Here is a 24,167-nt window from a genome sequence, read left to right as displayed (position 1 = left end):
AGCGGCTGTCACCCCGCCGGGCGGCCGCCGGCGGGGTCGGCGGAGTCGGCGCGCCCGTCGTCGGTGCTCCGGTCGTCGGTGCTCCGGTCGTCGGTGCGCCGCCACGGTGGGGTCAGCGCCAGCCGCAGGACCCGGTGCCAGTCGGCCGGGGGCCGGTTCGGCGGGGTGCCCGGCCGGTGGCGCGGGACCCGGACCCGCAGCGCACCGGGGGAGATCCGGCACACCACCGGCGCGGGCAGCAGCACGGACTCGCCGTCGATACCGGCCGGGACGGCGGAGGTCTCTGTCGCCGTGCCGGTGTCCGCGTCGACGGCGACCTCGTGGGCCGTCAGCCGGGTCACGGCCGTGGACCTCGGGTCGCCGGTCAGCGCCTGGGCCGCCTGCGCGGAGCTCTCGACGCGTACGGCCAGCACGCCCAGTCGGCCGGAGTCGAGGCCCTCCCGCAGCCCGGGACGGGCCGGGTCGATCACCGACCGGTAGGGGTTGTTGCTGACGAGCACGGCCTGAAGCCCCCCGGTGTGCCGGTGCCCGGCGCGCATCCGCAGCCGGGGCGCGTCGGGGCCGGTGAGCAGACCGGGCAGGGCCTGCAGGGTGGTGCGCAGTTTCGCGTCGCGGTAGCCGGGATCGCCGACCACGGCCGCGTACGTCCCGAAGGACGCGTTGTTCACGAACACCCGGTCGGCGGCGAACCCCAGGTCGACGCGGAACTCGACGGCGTCCGTGAAGGCTTCCAGGGCGGCCCCCGGGTCGTCCCGGTCGAGCCCCAGGTCGAGGGCGAAGTGGTTGCGGGTGCCCGCCGGGATCACCACGAACGGCACGTCGTGGGCGGCCGCCACCTCGGCGACCAGCGCCTGCGTGCCGTCGCCGCCTGCGACCGCCAGCAGGTCCGCGCCGTCGGCCACCGCGCGCCGGGCCAGCTCGGCCACGTCCTGGGGGTGCGCCGGGTCCAGCACGACGACCAGGACACCTGCGGCCCGCGCCCGCTCGGCGAGGCGGAAGCGCTCCACCTTGCCGCCGCCGGAGCGCGGGTTCATCACCGCCCACGGCTGCCGCGCCGGCGGTACCGGGGTGGGGCCGGGACGGTGTCCGGTGGCCCGCCGGTCCGGTGTGGTCGCGATCCGCGCGGCCGCCAGCGACAGCAGCCACAGGACCAGCGAGAGCAGAGCCGGCGCCAGCATGTCGTACGCGGCGAACAGGGCGAGGACGGTGACCGGGGCCGCCAGAGCGAGCAGGGCCCCGGTGATCCGCAGCGCCCCGGAGTGCGCGAGCGCCCACCACACGCCGACCGCGGCCACCGCCACCGCGGCGATGGCGACCAGCACCCACAGCAGGCTCCGCAGCCCGGCCGTCACCAGCAGCACGAGCACGCTGCCCAGCAGGGCGAGCAGGGCCAGCCGGGCCCACGAGACGACCGTCAGCCGGTCAGGCACCGCCGCCACGGCCGCCGCTCAGGACCAGTTGCTTGGCGCGGGCGAACTCCTCCTCCGTGATGTCGCCGTGCGCCCGCAGCTCGGACAGCTTCGCCAGCTGGTCGGCGCTGCTGGGCGCGGGCGAGGCCGCGGTCTCGCGGACGTAGGTGTCGAACTCCCGCCGGCGCGCCTGGGCCTGCGCCATCTCGCGGCGGCCCATGTCCTTGCCGCGGGCGATCAGGTAGACGAGGACGCCGAGGAACGGCAGTACGACGACGAAGACCAGCCAGCCCGCCTTGCCCCAGCCGCTGAGGCCGTCGTCCCGGAAGATGTCGAAGACGACCTTGAACAGCAGGAAGAACCACATGAACCAGAGGCCGATCCACAGGATCGTCCAGAACGCGCTGAGCAGCGGGTAGTCGTATGCCAGATAGGTCTGCGGGCTCATGGTCGTCCCTCCAACACGGCTCCGGAGAGCGGATTTCCCCGTGTCCCAGCGTGCCCACGGCCGGCACCGGAACGCCTCACCCGGCACGGGTGAAGGCACCCCGCCCGCCCCGCCAGTCCCCGCCCGCTCCTGCCCGCGCCGGTCGTGCGCCGGCGTGCCGGTCGTGCGCCGGCGTGGCGGCGAAACCGTGACACGGCCGCCACGGAAGGGGGACCACCCCGCCGGACAATCGTGAGGACCGGACACCGACGGACGGCGGGGGAGCTGACGGCATGGAACTGGAACTGCGGTACGACCGACTGGGCGGACGGCTCCGTGCCGTCGGTGACGCCGAGCTCACCTACGGCAGGTGGAGCGGCAGGCCCCAGGCGCTCGGACCGCACCGGCTGGAGTACGACATGCTCGGCAGCCGGCTGCGCAGGATCGGCGACGCCGAGATCGGGTACGGCCGCCTGGGCAGCGTGCCGAGGACCTTCGGTACGTGGGACGTCGACTGCACCGCCTGGGCCGGTCTTCCGCGCCGCGTCGGACCGTACGCGATCGAGCACCCGCGGCTCAGCGGCCGGGCCCGCACCGTCGGCCCGCTCGCCGTGGAGTACGACCGGCTCGGTACCCGCCCCCGCCGCGTCCTGCTCCCCGAGGGCTGGACCGGCCTCCCGGACGACCTGCTGCGCGTCCTCTTCCTCGTCCTGCACCTGCAGACCGAACGCGACAAGGGCTCGTCGGCCGGCGGGTAGCCGCACGGACGAAGGGCCCGCAGGACACGCGAAGGGCCCGCCGGACGGATCCGGCGGGCCCTTCGCGGTGATGCGGTGCCTGACTCAGCCCGCGTACTTCGGGTTGGGGCCGTACTGGTTCTCCTCCGGCTTGCCCTCGGAGGCCAGCCACACGAGCACGATGATCCAGCCGACCAGCGGGATGATGGCGACCAGGATGGCCCAGCCGGAACGGCCGACGTCGTGCAGACGGCGGACCGCGACGCCCAGACCGGGCAGCAGCACCGCGAGCGCGTAGATGGAGCTGAGGGCGGCGAACCCGATGACCCGCCCGACGACCGCCAGCACGATGCTGATGATCAGGTTGAACAGGAAGAACATCCAGTATTCCTGCCGACGCGCACGGCCGTTGAACACCGCGTACTTCTTCAGTACGTCCACGTACCAGTTCATTACTCGTCCCCCCGGGGATCAAGACTCGATTGGCTTACAGCAAATCAAGCCGGGGTGGCCGGTTCCATCCCGATTGGCGTGCGCGGGTCAACCGTTACCTTGTCGCTGCCGTTCGGTGATCAATGTGACGATCGGGACCACCCGGTAGCCTCTTTGCGAACATGGACATGCAGAAAAAGTCACAACAGCTGCCGCGCGGCCGGGACCCCGAGGGATGCCTCGTCGTCGCGATCAGGATTCCCGTCCGCGTCGTCGCGTTCGTGGTGGTGCTGCCGCTGCGCCTGCTCTGGGACGCGGCCGCCGCCGTCGCCCGCTTCCTGTGGCGCAGCCTCCTCGCCCCGGCCGGCCGTGCCGTCGGCATGCTCCTGCACACCCTCCTCGTCGTTCCGTCGGTCCGGCTGTACCGCCACCTGCTGACCCCGCTCGGCCACGCCCTCGGGCGGTTCCTCGTGTGGCTCCACGCGCGCGTGCTCACCCCGGTCGGCCACGCCCTGCTGTGGCTCCTCACCCCGGTCGCGCGCGCCCTGGCCCGGCTCCTCGGCGCACTGGCCGCCGGCCTGTACCGGCTCGCGCGCGTGCTCCTCGTCCTGCCCGCCGTCGCGCTCCGGCGCTGGATCCTCGCCCCCGTGGGCCGGGTCCTCGCCGTCGTCCTGCGCGAGACCGGCACCGCCCTCGCCCACGCCTGGCGGGTCGCCGGACACGTCTCCCGCGCCGTCGGACGGGTGCTCGGGACCCTCTTCCGGTGGATCTTCCTGGAACCCGCGGCCTGGCTCTACCGCACCGTCCTCACCCCGGTCGGACACGTCCTGCGCGACCTCGTGCTGCGTCCCGCGGCCGAGGCCGCCCGCGCCGTCGGCCGCGCGGCACGCACCATCGGCCGCGCCGTCGGACAGGCCCGCGCGGACCTGCGCCGCGCTCTCCTCGGCGCACCGGCGCGCCCCACCGCCGACGACCGCCGGGAACCCGTCGGCCGCGACACACGTACTCTTGACGGATAGCTTGATGGAAAGCGGTGCGCGGCCGTACGGCCCGGTGCCGTACGGCCGCGCAAGAGCACGAACACCGGCATGAGCCTCATGAGAACCACGAGAATCCCGAAGGACTGACGACACTGGGCAAGCGACAGCCCGAAGGCCCGCCGCCCGCACCCGCGGTGCAGCGCATCCGACTGCGCTACACCAAGCGCGGCCGCCTCCGGTTCACCAGCCACCGTGACTTCCAGCGCGCCTTCGAGCGTGCGCTGCGCCGCGCCGAGGTGCCCATGGCCTACTCGGCGGGGTTCACACCGCACCCGAAGGTGTCGTACGCCAATGCCGCACCCACCGGCACCGGCAGCGAGGCCGAGTACCTGGAGATCGCGCTCACCGCGCCCCGCGACCCGGAGCGGCTGCGCGCCCTCCTCGACGAGTCCCTGCCCCCCGGGCTCGACATCGTCGACGCGGTCGAGGTCCACACCTCCGGCCTCGCCGACCGGCTCACCGCCTCCGTGTGGGAGCTGCGGCTGGCCGGCGTGACCCCGACGGAGGCCGAACGGGCCGTCACCGCGTTCACCGCCGCCGCGACGGTCGAGGTCCAGCGCACCACCAAGAACGGCCTGCGGACCTTCGACGCCCGCCCCGCGGTCGCACAACTCGAAACACAGAGTGAAACGGCTGATAGGCCGACCGACCAGCCCTGTGCGATACTGCGGCTGGTTGTTCGGCACGTGACGCCTGCCGTTCGACCCGACGACGTCCTGTCCGGTCTCCGCGCCGTGGCCGACCTGGCGCCGCCGGTCCCCGCAGCGGTGACCAGGCTGGCGCAGGGGCTGTTCGATGAAGAGACCGGCACGGTGACCGACCCGCTCGCGCCCGACCGCGAGGCAGCGGAGGCCCTCTCGAAGGCCGAACCGCCTGCCGCCGCGACGGCGCCGGCGTAAGGAAGGTCCCGCGAAGGACGGACGTCGTAGCGCAGCCCTCGTACTCGGGAGCCACCTGGGTCGGGCAGCGCACCGACCAGAAGACTTTCGCCAGGCCGTACGCGACAAGGCATACGGAACCGGCGAGACAGGACACAGAGAGCTCCTGTGCGGCGCCCGCGCCCCACACGGCGGCACCGCGCACCGCGCGAGCCGCGGACGTCACCGGTGATCGCTCGACTCGATCGACGCCGGACCAGGCGCGGCGCCCGGGAGCCTGACGGGAGAAACGCCCGCATGCTCGAACCGACCGAGCCCACCGAGGGCTCCGAACAGAACACCCCCAGCGACACCCTGCCGCCGCGCAGGCGTCGCCGTGCCGCGTCCCGCCCCGCGGGACCGCCCACCGAGGCCGTGGCCGAGACCACCGGACCGGCCGTACCGGCAGCCGAGGCCGCCGAACTCACGGACGAGACCGCCAAGACCTCCGAGGCCGTCGAGAGCGCCGAGGACGAGGCCGTCGAGACCGGGGAAGCGGAGGCCGCGCCCGCGCCGCGTACGCGCCGCCGTGCCACCCGCCGGGCGTCCGCGCCCGCCGGAGCCCCGGCTGCTGCCGAGGCCGCCGAGACGGTCGCGCCCGCCGCCGTCACCGAACCCGCCGAGACCACGGCCGCTGTCGAGAGCGCCGAGGACGAGGCCGTCGAGACCGGGGAAGCGGAGGCCGCGCCCGCGCCGCGTACGCGCCGCCGTGCCACCCGCCGGGCCGCCGCGCCCGCCGGTGCCCCCGCCGCCGCGCAGGAGACGGCGGCCGTCGTCGTCACCGAGACGCCCGCGCCCGCCGAGACCCCTGAGGCCGTAGCGGCCGCCGAGGCCGTCCAGGCCGTCGAGGAGGCCGCGCCCGCGCCGCGTACCCGCCGCCGTGCCACCCGCAGGGTGTCCGCGCCGGCCGCCGCCGAGGAGACCCCGGCCGCGCCCACCGCCGAGACGGCCGAGGCCCCGCAGGCCGTGGCCGCCGCCGAAGCCGCCGAGCCCGCCGAGTCCGTCGAGGAGGCCGCGCCCGCTCCGCGCACGCGGCGCCGCGCGACCCGCCGGGTGTCCGCACCCGAGACGGCCGCCCCCGAGGCCCCCGCGGCGGCTCCCGCCGCCGTGGAGCCCCAGGCCGAGCCCGCCGCCGCGCCCGCCGCGGAGACCGAGGACGTCGCCGAGGCCCCGCGCCGTGGCCGTCGCCGGGTCGTCCGGCAGGCCGCCGGCGGGTTCTCCGAGCCCGCCTCGCGGGCCGCCGCGGCCGAGGACGACTCGCAGCGCCGTCCCGCACGGCCCGCCGTGGCCGTGTTCCAGGCGCCCGTGTTCACCGAGCCGAAGTTCCAGACCCTCCAGCGGGCCGCCGCCGAGGCCGCCGCCGAGGCCGCCGCCTCGGCCGCCGCCGCGGAGCCCGAAGAGGCCGAGGAGGCCGAGGAGACCGGGACGGCGGCGTCCGCCGCGCCCGTCACCGCCTCCGCGCCCGCCCCGGCCCTCGCGGCCGAGCCCGCCGAGCAGACCGAGCAGGCCGAGGCCGGCTCGCGCCGCCGTCGCCGTCGCCGCGGTGCCGTCGAGGAGGCCCCGGTCACCGAGGCCGCCGCCGAGGACGAGACCGAGGAGCCGGACGACTCCGTCGAGGACGTCCACGAGGGCGAGGACGAGGCCGAGGAGGCCGGCTCCCGCCGCCGTCGCCGCCGGGGTGGCCGTCGCCGCCGCCGCGGTGACGCCGTCGACGACGGCGCCGACTCCGACGAGCCGTCCGCCGACCACGCCGACGAGGACGCCGCCGAGCACGACGACGAGGACGAGGAGGACGACGGCCACGCCGACGACTCCGCCGGCTCCTCCTCCAGCAGCCGCCGTCGCCGCCGTCGCCGTCGCCGCGCCGGGGACGCCTCCACCGACACCGAGCCCGACGAGAACGACCCCGAGCGCACCGTCGTCAAGGTCCGCGAGCCCCGCAAGCCCTCCGAGCCGTCCGACGAGGTCCAGTCCATCAAGGGCTCGACCCGCCTGGAGGCGAAGAAGCAGCGTCGCCGCGAGGGCCGCGAGCAGGGCCGCCGCCGCGTCCCGATCATCACCGAGGCCGAGTTCCTCGCCCGCCGCGAGGCCGTCGAGCGCGTGATGGTCGTCCGCCAGCACGGCGACCGCACCCAGATCGGCGTCCTGGAGGACGGCGTCCTCGTCGAGCACTACGTCAACAAGGAACAGGCCACCTCGTACGTCGGCAACGTCTACCTGGGCAAGGTCCAGAACGTGCTGCCGTCCATGGAGGCCGCCTTCATCGACATCGGCAAGGGCCGCAACGCCGTCCTGTACGCCGGTGAGGTCAACTTCGAGGCGCTCGGCATGGCCAACGGGCCGCGCCGCATCGAGGCCGCCCTGAAGTCCGGCCAGTCCGTCCTCGTCCAGGTCACCAAGGACCCGATCGGACACAAGGGCGCCCGCCTGACCAGCCAGGTCTCCCTCCCCGGCCGCTACCTCGTGTACGTCCCCGAGGGCTCGATGACCGGCATCAGCCGCAAGCTGCCCGACACCGAGCGCGCCCGGCTGAAGACCATCCTCAAGAAGATCGTCCCCGAGGACGCGGGCGTCATCGTGCGCACCGCCGCCGAGGGCGCGAGCGAGGACGAGCTGCGCCGCGACGTCGAACGGCTCCAGGCGCAGTGGGAGGAGATCCAGAAGAAGTCGAAGAACGGCAACGCCCCGACGCTGCTGTACGGCGAGCCGGACATGACCGTCCGGGTCGTCCGCGACATCTTCAACGAGGACTTCACCAAGGTCGTCGTCAGCGGCGACGACGCCTGGGAGACCGTCCACGGCTACGTCTCGCACGTCGCCCCCGACCTCGCCGGCCGGCTGTCGAAGTGGACCTCCGAGGTCGACGTCTTCGCCACCTACCGGATCGACGAGCAGCTCGCCAAGGCCCTGGACCGCAAGGTCTGGCTGCCGAGCGGTGGTTCGCTGGTCATCGACCGGACCGAGGCGATGGTCGTCGTCGACGTCAACACCGGCAAGTTCACCGGCCAGGGCGGCAACCTCGAAGAGACGGTGACCAGGAACAACCTGGAGGCGGCCGAGGAGATCGTGCGCCAGCTGCGGCTGCGCGACCTCGGCGGCATCATCGTCATCGACTTCATCGACATGGTCCTGGAGTCCAACCGGGACCTGGTGCTGCGGCGCCTGCTCGAATGCCTCGGGCGCGACCGCACCAAGCACCAGGTCGCCGAGGTGACCTCGCTGGGCCTCGTCCAGATGACCCGCAAGCGGGTCGGCCAGGGCCTGCTGGAGTCGTTCTCCGAGACCTGCGTGCACTGCAACGGCCGCGGCGTCATCGTCCACATGGAGCAGCCCAGCTCCGGCGGCGGTGGCGGCGGCAAGCGCAAGAAGCGCGGGCGCGGCGGCGACGGGCACGACCACGACACGCACGAGACCCACGGCACCCACGAGACGCACGACGTCGTGGCCGACGGGGCCGTCGAGCACGCCGAGGCCGTCCACGCGGTCGAGACGGCGGCGGAGGTCGCGGCCGAGGCCGCCGAGCCGGTCGCGCTCGCCGCGCCCGACTTCGCGCCCGACGAGGAGCTGTACAGCAGCGTCGCCGAGGCGGAGGCCGCGGTCGGCCGCGGCCGTACCCGCCGCCGGGCGGGCCGCCGTGCCTCGGCTCCGGCCGGGACGCCCAGGGAACGCCGCGCGGCACGCCAGGCCGCCGACGCCGAAGCCGCCGAGGCGGCCGCGGCCGTGGAGACCGTGGAAGCCGTGGAGACGGCCGTGGTGGTGCCCGCCGCCGAGGCGCACACCGAGCCGGTCGCCGTCGAGGACCCGGTGGTCGAGACCCCGGAGGCCGAGGTGACCGAGGTGGCCCAGGCCGCCGAGGAGGCCGCGCCCAAGGGCCGTACGCGTCGTCGCGCGACCCGGAAGGTGTCGGCGCCCGCCGGGTCCCCCGCGGGGGCCGAGACGGCCGTGGTGACCGTCGTCGAGACCGCGCCCGCCGCGCCCGCCGCCGTGGAGGAGCCGGAGCCGGTCGCCGAGGCGGCCGAGCCCGCCGCTCCGGCCCGCCCGCGCCGCCGCGCGGTGCGCAAGGCCACCGCGCCGACCGCGCCCGAGGAGACGGCCGTCGTGGTCGTCCCGTCGGCGGAGACGCCGGCGGCACCGGCGGAGCCGTCGGAGGCTGTGGCCGCTACCGAGGAGGCCGTTGTCGGGGAGGCCGCCGAGGAGGTCTCCGAGGAGGCCGCTCCGGCCAAGAAGACGGCCCGTAAGACGGCCGCCAAGAAGGCCCCGGCGAAGAAGACGGCCGCCAAGAAGACCGCTGCCAAGAAGACGGTCGCGAAGAAGACGACGACGGCCAAGAAGGCGGTCAAGACCGCCAAGACGGCCGCCGCCAAGTCGACGGCGAAGAAGACCACCACGGTCGCCACCGCCGCCGACGAGGGCTGACGCCCGGGTGCGGGGCCGGTCCGCGCGACCGGCCCCGCACACCCCGGGGCCCGCTCCGAGTGACCGGCCCCACATCCTGGGGGCCCGGTTTGACCCCCTCGGCCACCGCCCCGTAACCTTGACCGTCGGCGTGTCCATGGATATGAGGACGCGCCACATCCCCGTAAACCTCTTCCTTCGGAGCACACGGTGTTCCGGAGAGGCTGCCCGCGTTCGCGGGGCGGCTGGACTTCGGGGGTGCCGTTCCCGAGCGAGAGAGTGAGATCCGCGTGTACGCCATCGTGCGCAGCGGTGGTCGCCAGCACAAGGTTGCTGTCGGCGACATCGTTGAGGTTGACAAGATTTCCACCGCCAAGGTTGGCGACACGGTCGAGCTCTCGACCCTGCTCGTTGTCGACGGCGACGCCGTGACCAGCGACCCGTGGGTGCTGGCCGGCATCAAGGTCCAGGCTGAGATCGTGGACCACCACAAGGGCCAGAAGATCGACATTCTGCGCTACAAGAACAAGACCGGTTACCGCCGTCGCCAGGGCCACCGCCAGCAGTACACGGCGATCAAGGTCACTGAGATCCCCACGGCTGCGAAGTAAGGGACTGAGAACAGATGGCACACAAGAAGGGCGCATCGTCCACCCGGAACGGTCGCGACTCCAATGCCCAGCGGCTCGGCGTGAAGCGCTTCGGCGGTCAGGTCGTCAACGCGGGTGAGATCCTGGTCCGCCAGCGTGGCACCCACTTCCACCCGGGCGCGGGCGTCGGCCGCGGTGGCGACGACACGCTGTTCGCGCTCGAGGCCGGTTCGGTGCAGTTCGGCACCCACCGTGGCCGCAAGGTCGTGAACATCGTTCCGGTCGCTGCCTGAGTCCTCTGACTCCACGGCTCAGACCGAACGTTTCGCGAGGCGGACCTCACTTCCCGGTCGGGAAGGCGGGTCCGCCTTTCGCGTGTTGACATAGGAAATACCCCGCAAGTATCTGGAGGCACAGCACCATGACCACCTTCGTGGACCGCGTCGAGCTGCACATCGCCGCGGGTAACGGAGGCCACGGCTGCGCCTCCGTGCACCGGGAGAAGTTCAAGCCGCTCGGCGGCCCCGACGGCGGCAACGGCGGCCGAGGCGGCGACGTCATCCTGACCGTCGACCAGTCGGTGACGACGCTCCTCGACTACCACCACTCCCCGCACCGCAAGGCCACCAACGGCAAGCCCGGCGAGGGCGGCAACCGCGCGGGCAAGGACGGCCAGGACCTGGTCCTCCCGGTCCCCGACGGCACCGTCGTCCTCGACAAGGCGGGCAACGTCCTCGCCGACCTCGTCGGCCACGGCACCTCCTACATCGCCGCCCAGGGCGGCCGCGGCGGCCTCGGCAACGCGGCCCTCGCCAGCGCCCGCCGCAAGGCCCCCGGCTTCGCCCTGCTCGGCGAGCCCGGCGACCTCCAGGACATCGTCCTGGAGCTGAAGACCGTCGCCGACGTCGCCCTCGTCGGCTACCCGAGCGCCGGCAAGTCCTCGCTGATCTCCGTGCTGTCCGCGGCCAAGCCGAAGATCGCCGACTACCCGTTCACCACCCTGGTCCCCAACCTCGGTGTGGTGACCGCCGGTTCCACCGTCTACACCATCGCCGACGTGCCCGGCCTCATCCCCGGCGCCAGCCAGGGCAAGGGCCTCGGCCTGGAGTTCCTGCGCCACGTCGAGCGCTGCAGCGTCCTCGTGCACGTCCTGGACACCGCCACCCTGGAGTCCGAGCGCGACCCCGTCTCCGACCTCGACGTCATCGAGGAGGAGCTCAAGCAGTACGGCGGCCTCGGCGACCGGCCCCGGATCGTCGTCCTCAACAAGATCGACGTCCCGGACGGCAAGGACCTCGCCGAGATGGTCCGCCCCGACCTGGAGGCCCGCGGCTACCGCGTCTTCGAGGTGTCGGCGGTCGCCCACACCGGCCTGCGCGAGCTGACCTTCGCCCTCGGCGAGCTGGTCGGCAAGGCCCGTGCCGCCAAGCCCAAGGAGGAGGCGACCCGCATCGTCATCCGGCCCAAGGCCGTCGACGACGCCGGCTTCACCGTCACCCAGGAGGACGACGGCCTCTTCCGGGTGCGCGGCGAGAAGCCCGAACGCTGGGTCCGCCAGACCGACTTCAACAACGACGAGGCCGTCGGCTACCTCGCCGACCGCCTCAACCGCCTCGGCGTCGAGGAGAAGCTGATGAAGGCGGGTGCCCGCTCCGGCGACGGCGTCGCCATCGGCCCCGAGGACAACGCCGTCGTCTTCGACTGGGAGCCGACCATGATGTCCGGCGCCGAGATGCTCGGCCGGCGCGGCGAGGACCACCGCTTCGAGGAGCAGCGGCCCGCCGTGCAGCGCCGCCGCGACCGGCAGGCCGAGCGGGACGAGGCCCTGGGCGAGTACGAGGACTTCGACCCGTTCGAGTAGACCGGGGGCGGTGGGCCGGGGCTGGGTTTCCGGAGGCGGCGGGCCGGGGCTCGGTCCGTCTGGTCTGAAGGGGCCGGTGTTCCGTCCGCCCGGCTGGGCCTGGGCCGGTCTGCCCAGGTGGGCCTGGGCCGGTCTGTCCGGCTGGGCCGGGGGACGGCGGGGCCGTCCGCCTCCCCGGCCGCCGAGGGCGGCTGATCTACCGTCAGACCCGTTGTGGCCAGGACCCGTTCCTGGTCGCGACGGGTCTTCTGTTGTCTGCCTATTTGTCATGCACGCGCATGTCCGTGTTCAGCGGGCGGACCGTCCTGCCGTGGGAGCTTCCGAAGGTCAGACCGACCAAGAGGCCACTGTGGCAAGGGAGTCCGCGCATGACCGGAACGCCATCGCCCGACCGACGCCGCTTTCTGACCGCCGGTGCCGCCGTCCTGGGCGCCGCCGCGTCCGCCCAGCTCTGGCTGCCCGCCACCGCCCAGGCCGCCGACTCCCCGCTGCCCGAGGGCGTGTTCAGCCTCGGCGTCGCCTCCGGCGACCCGCTCCCCGACGGCATCGTGCTCTGGACCCGGCTCGCCCCCGAACCCCTCGACGGCGGCGGCATGCCCGACGAAGTCGTCCCCGTGGCCTGGGAGATCGCCGAGGACGAACGCCTGCGCAAGGTCGTCCGCCGGGGCACCGCCCACGCCCGGCCCGAGTACGGACACAGCGTTCACGTCGATGTACGGGGACTGCGCCCCGGCCGTTCCTACTGGTACCGCTTTCGCGCCGGCGGCCGCCTCTCCCCGGTCGGCCGCACCCGCACCGCCCCCCACCCGCACGCCAGGGGCGGCTCCCTGCGTGTGGCCCTGGCCTCCTGCCAGAACTGGCAGCACGGCTACTTCACCCCGTACGCCGACATGCTCGCCCAGGACCCCGACGTCGTCCTCTTCGTCGGCGACTACATCTACGAGTCCACACCGTCCTCGGCCGGGCCGCGCCGCCACGAGGGCACCGGGGAGCCGTACACCCTGGTCCAGTACCGCAACCGCTACGCCCAGTACCGCAGCGACCCCGACCTCGCCGCGATGCACGCGAACGCGCCCTGGGTGGTCACCTTCGACGACCACGAGGTCGACAACGACTGGGCCGGCGAGATCCCCCAGGACCCGGCGAAGCAGTCCCACGACGCGTTCGCGGCCCGGCTGACCGCCGCCTTCCAGGCCTACTACGAGCACATGCCGGTCCGCGCCACCGCCGTCCCCAACGGGCCGCACATCCAGATGTACCGCCGTCTGGAGTTCGGCCGCCTCGCCCGGCTCAACGTCCTCGACACCCGGCAGTTCCGCAGCGACCAGGTCACCAGCCAGGCCGCCGCCGAGGACCCCTCGCTCACCATGCTCGGCGCCGGACAGAAACAGTGGCTGCTCGACGGACTGCACGGCTCACCGGCCCGCTGGAACCTCGTCGCCTCGCAGATCACGATGGCCGAGACCGACATCCTGCCCGGCGACGGAAAGCTCTGGTACTACGACGCCTGGGACGGCTACCAGGTCGAGCGCAACGCCCTCCTCGACGAGTTCGCCTCGGTCCGCAACCCCGTCGTGCTCAGCGGCGACCGCCATCTGACCATGGTCAGCGACCTGAAGAAGGACTTCGCCGACCCCTCCTCGGACGTCGTCGGCGCCGAGTTCGTCGGCACCTCCATCTCCAGCAACGGTGACCAGGACCAGGCCGCCTTCCACACCCAGTGGGACCCGCTGAAGGCCGACAACCCGCACTGGAAGCTCATCGACGCCCACCGTGGCTACCACCTCTTCGACATCCGCCACGACGGCATCGACGCGCACGTGCGCGTGGTCGACACGGTCGTGTCGCCACAGGCCACCGCGAGCACTCTCGCCACTCTGCGCGTCGAGGCGAACGAACCGGGAGTAAATGTGATGTAAGCCGCGAAGCGGGCGCGTCGAACATGAAGTCTGTGTTAACGGGAGCCTGGGACTCATCTGTGTCCCAGGCTTCTCTCAGGTGAACCTAAGGTGCAAGTCTTACCTTCCGTTAACCATGGAGACGGACTGTACGAGAGGCGAAGCCCCGGTGAACAACGCCCCGATAGGCCCCATCGGTCCCATAGCCGCCTTGCCGGCCGGCACCCGCCTGCTGCACATCGGACCACACAAAACCGGCACCACGGCCATCCAGGGCGCCCTCTTCGCCGCTAAGGACAAGCTGCCCGAGTACGGCGTGGAGTTCCCGGCCACCAGCCGGCACCCGATGGAAGCCGCCCTCGCCGCCTGCGCCAGGCCCGCGATGATGGGCGACACCGTCCCCACCGAGAAGCACTGGACGCGGCTTCTCAAGCAGGTCGAGGCCACCGGCTCCCGTACCTCCGTGATCAGCAGCGAGTTCTTCGCCGACGCCCCCGACGACGAGGCCATCGCCCGGATCGTCGAACAGCTCGGCGGCGAACGCGTCCACGTCCTCGTCACCCTGAGGCCCATCGCCAAGATCATGCCCTCGCAGTGGCAGCAGTACGTCCAGAACGGACTGCGCATGGGCTACGAGGACTGGCTGGACCACATGCTGCGCAAGGCCCCCTACGAGAAGCCCAACCCCAGCTTCTGGCGCCGGCACCGCCACGACCGGCTCGTCGAACGCTGGGTCCGCGCGGTCGGCCCGGACCGTGTCACCGTCGTCGTGGTCGACGACCGCGACCGCGACGGCCTGATGCGCACCTTCGAGGAGCTGCTCGGACTGCCCGAGGAACTCCTCCAGCCCGTTCCGGACACGGCGAACCGCTCCCTCACCCTCGCCGAGACCGAAATGCTGCGAAAGCTCAATGTCGAATTCCGCGGCAATGGACTGCCCGACGAGCTCTATTCCAAGCTCGTCCGCAACGGCGCGGTCATGCATATGAAGAACTCGTGCAGCCCTGCCGCCGATGACGTGAAGATCTCCACCCCCGACTGGGCCGTCGAGGCCGCCGGCCGCATCGGCGCCGAGATGGTCGAGCGCATCGACGCCATGGGCGTCCGCGTCATCGGCGACCCGGCCCTGCTCTCCGCCCTGCCCGCCATCCCCAGGCAGCCGGGACCGCCCACCGACGAGGCCCGCATTGCACCGGAGACCGCCGCCCAGGCGCTGTACGGCGCGCTCGCCGCGGCCGCCGCCGCGCCGGTGCGCCACACCGCCGAGCCGAAGTCCCGCACGGTCCACCAGACCTCGTCCAAGGAACTGGTGAAGGTCCTGGGGCACCGATGTCTCAAGAAGCTGCGACGAGGCTGAGACGCCGAGACCGGACGGCTTAGCCCTGCTAAGCCGTCCGCGTCTCAGGGCGTAGTGCTCCTGAGACGTGCGGCGCGTCACTCACAGCAATCGGAATGCCCTGTGCGGTTACTCACAGCAAATTCATGGAACTTCCGCGAAGGTCCGACGGGGTGCCGCCCATCACCAGCGACGCAAGGTGAATGAAAGGTTGCGAGCACATATGTGGTGGACGGCGCTCATCTTGCACAGCGGTTACCGGAAGTGGGACCATTTCCTGGTTCCCTGATGCCCCAAGGTAGGTCACCTGTGTCCCAGCACATAGCCAAGCCCCGAACCACCGCAGTGATCCTGGCCGGTGGCACCGGCCAGCGGGTGGGTCTGTCGATCCCCAAGCAGCTGCTGAAGATCGCCGGCAAGGCAGTCATCGAGCACACCCTGGCCACCTTCGAGAAGGCCGACTCGATCGACGACATCATCGTGCTGATGGCGCCCGGCTATGTCCCCGACATCGAGAAGATCGTCGCCAAGGCCGGGCTCACCAAGGTCAAGAAGGTGATCGAGGGCGGCAGCACGCGGAACGAGACCACCGAGCGCGCCATCACGGCCCTCGGCGAGGGCCTGGCCGTCGGTGAGGACCTCAACGTCCTCTTCCACGACGCCGTCCGCCCCCTGCTCTCCCGGCGCGTCATCGACGACTGCGTCGCCGCGCTGGAGCGCTACCAGGCCGTCGACGTCGCCATCCCGTCCGCGGACACCATCATCGTCACCCGCACCCACGGTGAGGACGGCGAGTTCATCACCGAGATCCCGGACCGCGCCCGGCTGCGCCGCGGCCAGACCCCGCAGGCGTTCAAGCTCTCCACGATCAAGCGCGCCTACGAGGTCGCCGACGGCGACCCCAACTTCCAGGCCACCGACGACTGCTCCGTCGTCCTCAAGTACCTGCCGGACGTGCCGATCCACGTCGTCGCGGGCGACGAGTACAACATGAAGGTCACCCAGCCCGTCGACGTCTTCATCGCCGACAAGCTCTTCCAGCTCGCCTCCACGGCGGCCCCCGAGCAGAACGGCGAGGAGGCCTACCGCGAGCTGCTCACCGGCAAGACCGTGGTGATCTTCGGCGGCTCGTACGGCATCGGCAAGGACATCGCCGAACTCGCCGAGTCCTACGGCGCCAGCGTCTACGCCCTCGGCCGCTCCACCACCGGCACCCACGTGGAGAACCCGGAGGAGGTCGACGACGCGCTCTCCAAGGCGTACGCCGAGACCGGCCGGATCGACTACGTCGTCAACACGGCGGGCGTGCTGCGCATCGGCAAGCTCGCCGAGACCGACAACGCCACCATCGAAGAGGCGCTGAAGGTCAACTACCTGGCCCCGGTGCAGATCGCCCGCTCCAGCTACAAGTACCTCGCCGAGACCAAGGGCCAACTGCTCCTCTACACCTCCAGCAGCTACACCCGCGGCCGCGCCGAGTACAGCCTCTACTCCTCGACCAAGGCCGCCATGGTGAACCTCACCCAGGCCCTGTCCGACGAGTGGGCCGGCGACTCCATCCGGGTCAACTGCATCAACCCCGAGCGCACCGCCACCCCGATGCGCACCAAGGCCTTCGGCCAGGAGCCCACCGGCTCGCTGCTCTCCTCCGAGGCCGTCGCCCGCACCTCCCTCGACGTGCTGCTCTCCGAGCTCACCGGCCATGTCATCGACGTCCGCCAGCAGGACCCGACGGCCTCCGCCGGCCAGGCCTCGGGCTTCGAGCAGGCGCTGGCCAGTGTCCTGGACCGACAGGACGGCGTGGCATAATCGGGATCCATTAGTCATCTGTTATTCAGGCCTCTGTGGCTGCGCGTTCGCGGAGCAATCACAGGGGCCTGAACCCGTAAATCCCAGATCGACAACCTCCCAGATCGTCCGCAAGGTCAAATTCAGGCCTTTTTGTCAGCAAAAGGTTCTCCGTGATATCCACCGCTATTCGCGTCGCCCGGGTGGGCAGCGCGGCCGAGCTGGCCGCGGCGGCACTCATGGTCCTGGGCTTCCCGGTGCTCATGATCGCCGCGCTCGTCCCGAGCGTTTACGCCTTCGCGGCCGCGGCCGCAGTCACGTACCTGGCGGACCACTACCTGCACCGGCAAGGCAGCTACCTAGTCAGCCGCCTCAGCAAGGTCCGGGCCGGTCTGTCGATCCGCTTCCTGATCCGGCAGCTCCTGCTGATCCTGCTGCTGGCCCGCATGGACCTCTCGGACAATCTGCTCTTCTATGGCGCGATCGCCTGCTTCATAGCCTTCTACGGCCTGCAGGCCCCGCACGGCGCACTGGTCCAGCTGATCCGCAACCGCCGCAGGATGCCGGTCGCCACCCGTAACGTCGACCTGAAGTCCCGCATCAACATCCCGGACGCCCCGCCCCAGGGCCTGCTCGACCGCTCCGCCGAGAAGATGCTCCACCTCGACCTGGCGGCCGTCGTCGGCCTGCTGGTCTCGGCGACCACCGACAGCGCCGCCGCCGCGATCGTCGGCATCGCCCTCACCCTCGGCCTCGGCTCCCTGTACGTGCTGGTGCTCGTGCCGTACGTGCGCGGTCGCAAGACCCCACCGGACGCCGACACCGTACTGGCCGCCGTCGACGACTGGCTCGCCGAGTACAAGCCCGGCACCGTCCTGTACTTCTCCGGCTCCAAGGACTCCGCCTACCAGGTCAACATGTGGCTGGAGACCATGGAACAGCTGGAGTCCCGCCCGCTGGTCCTGCTGCGCGAGCGGGTCATCCTGCAGAGCCTCGCCCCGACCACGGTCCCGGTCATCTGCGTGCCCGGCGGTGTGCACCTGATGAACATGGACCTCTCCGCGGTCCGCGTCGCCCTCTATGCCGCCAATGTCGGCAAGAACATCCACCTGCTGCGCGTCCCCACCATGAAGCACGTCTTCATCGGCCACGGCGACAGCGACAAGCTGGCCAGCGTGAACCCGTTCAGCAAGGTCTACGACGAGGTGTGGACCGCCGGCCGCGCGGGCCGCGACCGCTACGCCATAGCCGACGTCGGTGTCCGCGACGACGACATCGTCGAGGTCGGCCGCCCGCAGCTCGCGCCCATCCAGTCCTGGCAGGGCGTGCCCGACGGCCGTATCCCCACCGTCCTCTACGCGCCCACTTGGGAGGGCTGGGACGGCAACCCCGGCAACACCTCCCTCGTGCTCGCCGGCGAGAACATCGTCAAGAAGCTGGTCAAGGCCGACCCGCCGGTCCGCGTCCTCTACAAGCCGCACCCCTTCACCGGCACCGTCAGCGCCGAGGCGGGCGCCGCTCACCGGCGCGTCACCGCCCTCGTGGAGAAGGCCGCGGCCGACCGCGCCACCGACTCCCGGTTCACCGTCGACACGGCCGCCCAGGCGGCCGCGAAGGCCGAGCTGACCCGCATCGAGACCCGCCTGGCCGAACTCACCGGCACCGGCAACGAGCGGCGCGACGAGGCCGAGGCCAGCCGGGACGACGTCGTCGACCTGAAGAAGCACGAGGAGATAGCCCGGCTGCGCGCCGAGTGGAACGACGCCCACTGGCAGTCCCTGCCGGCGTACCAGCACGCCGTCGTCACCGGCGCCGAACCGCGCCTGTACGACTGCTTCAACGTCTCCGACGCGATGGTCTCCGACATCTCCAGCGTGGTCTCCGACTTCATCGCCAGCGGCAAGCCGTACGCCGTCACCGACTCCGCGGAACTCGGCGTGGAGGAGTTCAAGCGGCAGAACACCGCCGTACGCGCCGCCGTGATCCTCTCCAACAGCGCCAGGGAACTGGGCGGCCTGCTGGACGCCGTACGCGACCCCTCGGCCGATCCGCTGGCCACGGAACGCGACGAGCTCAAGCGGTACCTGCTGGGACCGGACGAGCCGACCTCCATTCAGCAGTTCAACGGCGCGGTGTCCGCGCTCGCCCGCAAGTCCGAGACCCGCAACCTGGGCCAGGACGCCCGGATCGCCGTCGACGACGGCGAGGCCGCCGAACTCGCCGAGGCGCTGCCCGGCAAGCCGCGGACGGCCGCAGGCGAGGCGGAGGGCGCGACCGCCGGCTGACACCCGCACCCACGCGAACGGGCTCGGTCCCGGGGATTCCTCCCCGGGACCGAGCCCGTTCGGCGTTTCGTTTCCGACGCGTCCTCTTACCTCTGCTTAGCGATTAGTGCCGTTTCTCTTACTCACGCTTCGTCTTCCGCGATGAGTTCCTCTTACCGCGCGTCCGTACTGTCCGGCGTAACCCGCCGTACATCACCTATCTGTCCGTTCGCCGTGTGAGGTGGATCACTGAGCGCGCGCTCCAAGGCAACCGGTCGCGCCGCTCGGCCATCTAACGGGTTGCGATTCTGGGGAACGCAGGGGGAACGCACCATTGACTAGGGGGAAACGTGACCGTCGTTGCGCAGCCTGATGTGACCGTCATCATCGGGGCGTACGAGGCGATGCCGTATCTCGTCGAATGCCTGGCCTCCGTCGAGAGGCAGACCCTCGACCCGGCACGCATGGAGGTCATCGCCGTCGACGACGGGTCGGCCGACGGCACGGGGGAGTACCTCGAGGAGTTCGCGGGCCGCGCCGCCATGCCGGTGACCGTGATCCACCAGGAGAACTCCGGCGGCCCCAGCGGCCCGCGCAACGTCGGCCTCACCAAGGCCACCGGACGCTACGTGTTCTTCCTGGACGCCGACGACCGGCTCGGCCCCGAGGCCCTGCAGCGCATGATCGCCATGGCCGACAAGAACAGCACCGACGTCGTCCTCGGCAAGGTCGAAGGGATCAACCGCAAACCCCCGCAGTCCATGTGGGGCAGGACGCTCGACCGTACCGACGTCTTCTCCTCCAACATCAAGTTCGCGCTCAGCGCCCAGAAACTCTTCCGCCGCTCCCTGCTGGAACGGCACGACATGCGCTTCGACGAGTCCCTGCGGACCGGCGAGGACGCGCTGTTCACCATGGAGGCCTATCTCCGCGCCGACGGCGTCTCCGTGGTCGCCGACTACCCGTGCTACTACCTGGTCGGCCGCGAGGACGGAAAGCACGTCACCAAGAGCGGCAGCTACACGCTCCGTTTCGACTCCGCGCGCGCCCTGATGAACCTGATCTCCGAAATGGTCCCGGTGGGCCCGCGGCGCGACATGCTCATGGTGCGGCCGTTCAAGGTCACCCTGCTCCCGCAGTTCGGCCCCAAGTTCCTCAAGGACTCCGACGACGTGCGCTGGCACAAGATGGAGCTGGCGAAGCCGATCATGGACACCTATTGGAACCCCGAGGTGGCCCGCCGGCTCCTCGTCCACGAACGGCTCCGGCTGCACCTGGTCGCCGTACGGCGTCCCGAACTCCTCCCCGAGGTCATCGAGGCCGTACGCGCCAAGAAGCAGGCCGGCGCGATCCTGGAGAAGCGCGGCACCTGCGTCTACTTCTCCTATCCGCACTTCCGCTCCAAGGCGGCCGGCGTCCCCGACTGGGTCTACCTCGCCGAACCCCGCGAGGCCCGCGCGGTCGCGGGCTACCGCGAGGAAGCCGCCAACACGTTCCTGCGGCGCGCCCTGCGCAGGGTCCGGCGCTCCCTGCCGGCACGGGGAGTGAAAGCGGCGGCGGCCTGACCGGGCGCGAACGCTCCGGTCAGGCCGCCGACGGACCTGCTACTTGCCCGAACCCAGCGCCCGGCGTATCGGCCTGCCCACGGCCTTCCGGGCCCGCCGGTACACCGACGGCGAAGCGGACGCGGGGGTCGACGCCGACGACTGCGCGGCGACCGCCTTGTTGCGGGCCCCGGTGCGCGCCAGTTCCTTCTGCAACCGCGCGTTGTCCAGCGACAGTTCGTCGATGCGGCCCTGGAGCCAGCCGAAACGCGAGGTCAGCGAGGCGGGATCCGACTCGATCCACGGACGGACGCCCGCCGGGAACGCCAGCGAACGCATCCGCTCCTCGAAAGCGGCCCCGCCGTCGCCGTGCTCGAAGGTGTTCTCCAGCCCGTTCTTGCCGAGGAACCCGGTGAACCGCTCGAAGCGCTCCCGGTGGCCGCCGGTCAGCCCGCCGAAATCGGCCTCCGCGTACAGCTTCGCCGGATCCGCCGACTCGGGATCCTTCACAGCCTTGTCCAGCCGACGGTGCGGAATCTCGAAGTAACGGCACAGCTCCAGCGTCCGCGAGTCACCGCACAGCACGGTCGCCGGCGTACCGGCCAGCAGCGCCGCGATGTTGCCGTGGATCCGCGAACCGAAGGAGAAGTCGAAAGAACGCAGATCGTCGATCCAGGTGATCGGGTCGACATAGACCCGCACCTTGTCCTCGTGGAACATCGGGTGGTCCGGGTGCGTCGGCATCCCGGTCACCTCGGCGTTGGGGTCCGACATGTCGCGCCAGTGCAACTGTCGCGCGTCGCTCAGGTTCTGGCCGACGAACCGCAGGTACGGGTAGCGCTCGTGGGTGCGGGTGATGATCCGGTCCAGGCCCTGCGCGCGTACGGCGCTGTGCGAGCCGTTGATCGCGATCCGCGAATCCGGCGTCAGCCCCAGCGCCTTCTTCCGCACCGACAGCTGGTCGCCGTACATGAACAGCGAAGGACAGCCGATGACTTCGACGTCCTTGAAGCCCATGTCCTTCAGGTACTGCTCGGTGAACTCGCCCCGCACGCCGATCGAGGCGCTGTGATCCAGCACGGCGGCGCAGAAGTTCCGAACGGTCGGCTCGATGCGCTTCAGCCGCTCCGGGTTGTAGCTGACGCCCGTCTGCGCGCCGACGCCGAGCACGACGACCGGGATCCGCAACTTCGAGATCAGCCGGGTCATCCGCTTCAACGCGCTCTCGAAGGAGGGGCGGAAGGCGTTCGCGAGGGGGATGACGAAGGCGTCGTACTGCTCGTTGATCCGGCCAGCCGCGGCGACGTCGGAAGGCATGCCGTTCGAGACGACCTCGATGCCCGGTGTTTCGAGGATCTTGTGGGCGGCGTCGCTGAAGATCAGGTTGCCCGAGTTGGTGGCGATGACGTCCCGGTGCAGGGCCTCCTCGACACTGACGACGTCGAAGGGACTCTTTCCCGACCTGATGAGGATGCGCTTCACGCGACGATCTTTAGATGACACGCTTTAAATTAACTTTGAGTTCGCTTTAATTTCTATACACAGTCGACGCAACCTTTTTGCCGTGTTCGAAGCGTGAGTGAACGATTACGCCCTGCTGTGATCAGGGGGAGTTCACAGCCTGTCCGGAGGCTGGACGGACCCGCCTGGCGCCGGTCCACTTCGCGTAGATTGCTGCCACGCGCGCGACGAAGTGGGGACTGGACGTGGCAAGGGCAAGGCAGGCCGTGAGCGAGGCCCGCAGGATCGTCGTCAAAGTGGGCTCCTCCTCGCTGACCACGGCCGCCGGAGGCCTGGACGCCGACCGCGTCGACGCGCTCGTCGACGTCCTCGCCAAGAGCCGCAGCGGCGGGGAGAAGGAGATCGTCCTCGTCTCCTCCGGCGCCATCGCCGCCGGACTGGCCCCGCTCGGCCTGCGCCGCCGCCCCCGCGACCTGGCCCGCCAGCAGGCCGCCGCCAGCGTCGGCCAGGGACTGCTCGTCGCCCGCTACACCGCCTCCTTCGCCCGCTACGGCGTCCGGGTCGGACAGGTGCTGCTCACCTCGGACGACATGAGCCGCCGCGCCCACCACCGCAACGCCTCCCGCACCCTCGACAAGCTCCTCGCGATGGGTGCCTTCCCGATCGTCAACGAGAACGACACCGTCGCCACCGACGAGATCCGCTTCGGCGACAACGACCGCCTCGCGGCCCTCGTCGCCCACCTCGTCCACGCCGACCTCCTCGTCCTCCTCTCAGACATCGACGGCGTCTACGACGGCGACCCCAGCAAGCCCGGCACCTCGCGGATAGCGGAGGTGAAGGGCCCCGAGGACCTCGCCGGCGTCGAGATCGGCAGCGCGGGCAAGGCCGGCGTCGGCACCGGCGGCATGGTCACCAAGGTCGAGGCGGCCCGTATCGCCGCCGCCGCGGGCATCCCGGTGGTCCTCACCAGCGCCGTGCACGCCGCCGAGGCGCTCTCCGGTGGCGACACCGGCACCCACTTCCATCCCACCGGCAAACGGTCCGCAGACCGCCTCCTGTGGCTTCAGCACGCCTCCACCCCGCAGGGCTCGCTCACCCTCGACGACGGTGCCGTCCGCGCGGTCGTCGACGGCCGGAAGTCGCTGCTGCCCGCCGGCATCGCCGCCGTGGAGGGCGAGTTCGGCGCCGGCGACCCGGTCGAGCTGCGCGACACCCGGGGTCGCGCGGTGGCCCGCGGACTCGTCAGCTTCGACGCCAAGGAGATCCCCCAGCTGATCGGGCGTTCGACCAGGGAGCTGGCGCGCGAACTGGGCCCCGCGTACGAACGCGAGGTCGTACACAGGGACGACCTGGTGATCCTGCACCCGTAAAACAGGGCGTAACGAACGACCCCGGTGGGGGACGTTCCGTAAAACCGCCACACGAACCCTTGCGGCCTGCTCAACTTTGTCTCAGGAACACGTTCCGCACGAGCACAGCTGAAGGAGGCCGTCGTGAGACGAGTGCGCCCTGGGGCTGCGGCCTCCCGCGGTGCTCTGACGAGCGTCGCGGCCGGGGACACCTACGAGGAGCCGAAGGACCTGCCCCGTCTGTGGCACGTCACGCTCAGCGTCTGCGGTGCCGAGGTTCCGCTGCCGGAACTGCGCCGCGGACTCGAGCAACTGGCCCACGACCATCCCTTCCTCCTCACCAGCCGCTATGCCTGCGACCACGCGGAGATCCGCTACTGGGAGGAGGCCCGTGACCTCCACGACGCGGCCGCCGTCGCCCTGCGTCTGTGGGGCGAGCACCGCCAGACCGCCGGCCTGCCCGCCTGGGAGATCGTCGGCCTGGAGGTCATCGACCGCGCCACCTATCACCAGCGGGTCGCCGAGGGCTACGGCCCGCCGCCCGCGACACCGGTCGGCATCCACCCCTTCTGACACTCCTTGCCGACACCCCTGCCGACGCCCCTTCTCGCAACCCTCCCGGCGCCGCTCCGGCGCCGCCCTGTAATCACCCGTTTTGATCCACGTCTCGCGGTGTGGGATGCCGCGTGGACGGCTCACCGCGGCGCACTACCCTT

The 24,167-nt window shown here is 71.3% G+C and carries 18 protein-coding genes; 14 read left to right on the top strand and 4 right to left on the bottom strand.

What is annotated here, in order from left to right:
• Positions 1 to 8: 8 nt before the first annotated feature.
• A complete protein-coding gene (locus tag ACZ619_RS32700) occupies positions 9 to 1,430 on the bottom strand; it encodes a diacylglycerol/lipid kinase family protein (RefSeq protein ID WP_469606644.1) in 1,422 nt (473 codons plus the stop codon).
• Positions 1,423 to 1,857 (bottom strand): SHOCT domain-containing protein, encoded by a 435-nt coding sequence (locus ACZ619_RS32695; protein ID WP_469606643.1) that lies wholly within the window; start codon positions 1,855 to 1,857, stop codon positions 1,423 to 1,425. Before ACZ619_RS32695 ends, ACZ619_RS32700 begins: the two co-directional genes overlap by 8 nt.
• Positions 1,858 to 2,129: 272 nt before the next feature.
• Between ACZ619_RS32695 and ACZ619_RS32690 the strand changes: the two genes are divergently transcribed.
• On the top strand, positions 2,130 to 2,594 hold the full coding sequence (locus tag ACZ619_RS32690; protein WP_469606640.1) for a hypothetical protein: 465 nt from the start codon (positions 2,130 to 2,132) through the stop codon (positions 2,592 to 2,594).
• Positions 2,595 to 2,678: 84 nt separating this feature from the next.
• Here ACZ619_RS32690 and ACZ619_RS32685 read toward each other — a convergent pair whose 3' ends face one another.
• Positions 2,679 to 3,026 carry a DUF805 domain-containing protein gene (locus ACZ619_RS32685; protein ID WP_469606638.1) on the bottom strand — a complete coding sequence of 116 codons (348 nt, stop codon included), beginning with the start codon at positions 3,024 to 3,026 and terminating at the stop codon, positions 2,679 to 2,681.
• Positions 3,027 to 3,187: 161 nt separating this feature from the next.
• Between ACZ619_RS32685 and ACZ619_RS32680 the strand changes: the two genes are divergently transcribed.
• From ACZ619_RS32680 to ACZ619_RS32630, 11 genes are all read left to right on the top strand, one after another.
• Positions 3,188 to 4,024: a hypothetical protein gene (locus tag ACZ619_RS32680; protein WP_469606636.1), complete on the top strand. Its 837-nt coding sequence runs from the start codon at positions 3,188 to 3,190 to the stop codon at positions 4,022 to 4,024.
• Positions 4,025 to 4,179: 155 nt separating this feature from the next.
• Entirely contained in the window at positions 4,180 to 4,944 is a 765-nt protein-coding gene (locus tag ACZ619_RS32675; protein WP_469606634.1) for a TIGR03936 family radical SAM-associated protein, read from the top strand.
• A gap of 276 nt (positions 4,945 to 5,220) precedes the next feature.
• Positions 5,221 to 9,378, top strand: a complete 4,158-nt coding sequence (locus ACZ619_RS32670; RefSeq protein ID WP_469606632.1) for an Rne/Rng family ribonuclease — start codon at positions 5,221 to 5,223, stop codon at positions 9,376 to 9,378.
• A gap of 269 nt (positions 9,379 to 9,647) precedes the next feature.
• The gene (gene rplU / locus ACZ619_RS32665; protein WP_469606629.1) at positions 9,648 to 9,968 is read left to right on the top strand and encodes a 50S ribosomal protein L21; all 321 of its coding nucleotides are present in this window, start codon (positions 9,648 to 9,650) and stop codon (positions 9,966 to 9,968) included.
• 14 nt (positions 9,969 to 9,982) lie between these two features.
• On the top strand, positions 9,983 to 10,240 hold the full coding sequence (gene rpmA / locus ACZ619_RS32660) for a 50S ribosomal protein L27 (protein ID WP_363168531.1): 258 nt from the start codon (positions 9,983 to 9,985) through the stop codon (positions 10,238 to 10,240).
• A 128-nt stretch (positions 10,241 to 10,368) separates the two neighbouring features.
• Positions 10,369 to 11,808, top strand: coding sequence for a GTPase ObgE (obgE, locus tag ACZ619_RS32655; protein WP_469606627.1), 1,440 nt, complete (start codon positions 10,369 to 10,371; stop codon positions 11,806 to 11,808).
• Between the two features lie 368 nt (positions 11,809 to 12,176).
• Positions 12,177 to 13,727 (top strand): alkaline phosphatase D family protein, encoded by a 1,551-nt coding sequence (locus tag ACZ619_RS32650; RefSeq protein ID WP_469606625.1) that lies wholly within the window; start codon positions 12,177 to 12,179, stop codon positions 13,725 to 13,727.
• Positions 13,728 to 13,842: 115 nt separating this feature from the next.
• Positions 13,843 to 15,063 (top strand): hypothetical protein, encoded by a 1,221-nt coding sequence (locus tag ACZ619_RS32645; protein WP_469606623.1) that lies wholly within the window; start codon positions 13,843 to 13,845, stop codon positions 15,061 to 15,063.
• A 288-nt stretch (positions 15,064 to 15,351) separates the two neighbouring features.
• The gene (locus tag ACZ619_RS32640; RefSeq protein ID WP_469606620.1) at positions 15,352 to 16,851 is read left to right on the top strand and encodes a D-ribitol-5-phosphate cytidylyltransferase; all 1,500 of its coding nucleotides are present in this window, start codon (positions 15,352 to 15,354) and stop codon (positions 16,849 to 16,851) included.
• A 152-nt stretch (positions 16,852 to 17,003) separates the two neighbouring features.
• Positions 17,004 to 19,115, top strand: a complete 2,112-nt coding sequence (locus ACZ619_RS32635) for a hypothetical protein (RefSeq protein WP_469606618.1) — start codon at positions 17,004 to 17,006, stop codon at positions 19,113 to 19,115.
• A 329-nt stretch (positions 19,116 to 19,444) separates the two neighbouring features.
• Positions 19,445 to 20,659: a glycosyltransferase family 2 protein gene (locus tag ACZ619_RS32630; protein WP_469606616.1), complete on the top strand. Its 1,215-nt coding sequence runs from the start codon at positions 19,445 to 19,447 to the stop codon at positions 20,657 to 20,659.
• A gap of 39 nt (positions 20,660 to 20,698) precedes the next feature.
• On the opposite strand, the gene ACZ619_RS32625 is transcribed toward ACZ619_RS32630, so the two are convergent.
• Complete coding sequence (locus tag ACZ619_RS32625) at positions 20,699 to 22,120, bottom strand: polysaccharide pyruvyl transferase family protein (protein ID WP_469606613.1); 1,422 nt, start codon at positions 22,118 to 22,120, stop codon at positions 20,699 to 20,701.
• A gap of 245 nt (positions 22,121 to 22,365) precedes the next feature.
• On the opposite strand from ACZ619_RS32625, the gene proB reads away from it, so the two are divergent.
• On the top strand, positions 22,366 to 23,472 hold the full coding sequence (proB, locus tag ACZ619_RS32620) for a glutamate 5-kinase (RefSeq protein WP_469606682.1): 1,107 nt from the start codon (positions 22,366 to 22,368) through the stop codon (positions 23,470 to 23,472).
• A 123-nt stretch (positions 23,473 to 23,595) separates the two neighbouring features.
• Complete coding sequence (locus ACZ619_RS32615) at positions 23,596 to 24,024, top strand: hypothetical protein (protein WP_293995677.1); 429 nt, start codon at positions 23,596 to 23,598, stop codon at positions 24,022 to 24,024.
• The last annotated feature ends 143 nt before the right edge of the window (positions 24,025 to 24,167 follow it).

The sequence above is a fragment of the Streptomyces sp. NPDC104367 genome, from assembly GCF_055583825.1.
This window is presented reverse-complemented; position numbering and strand designations above follow the sequence as displayed.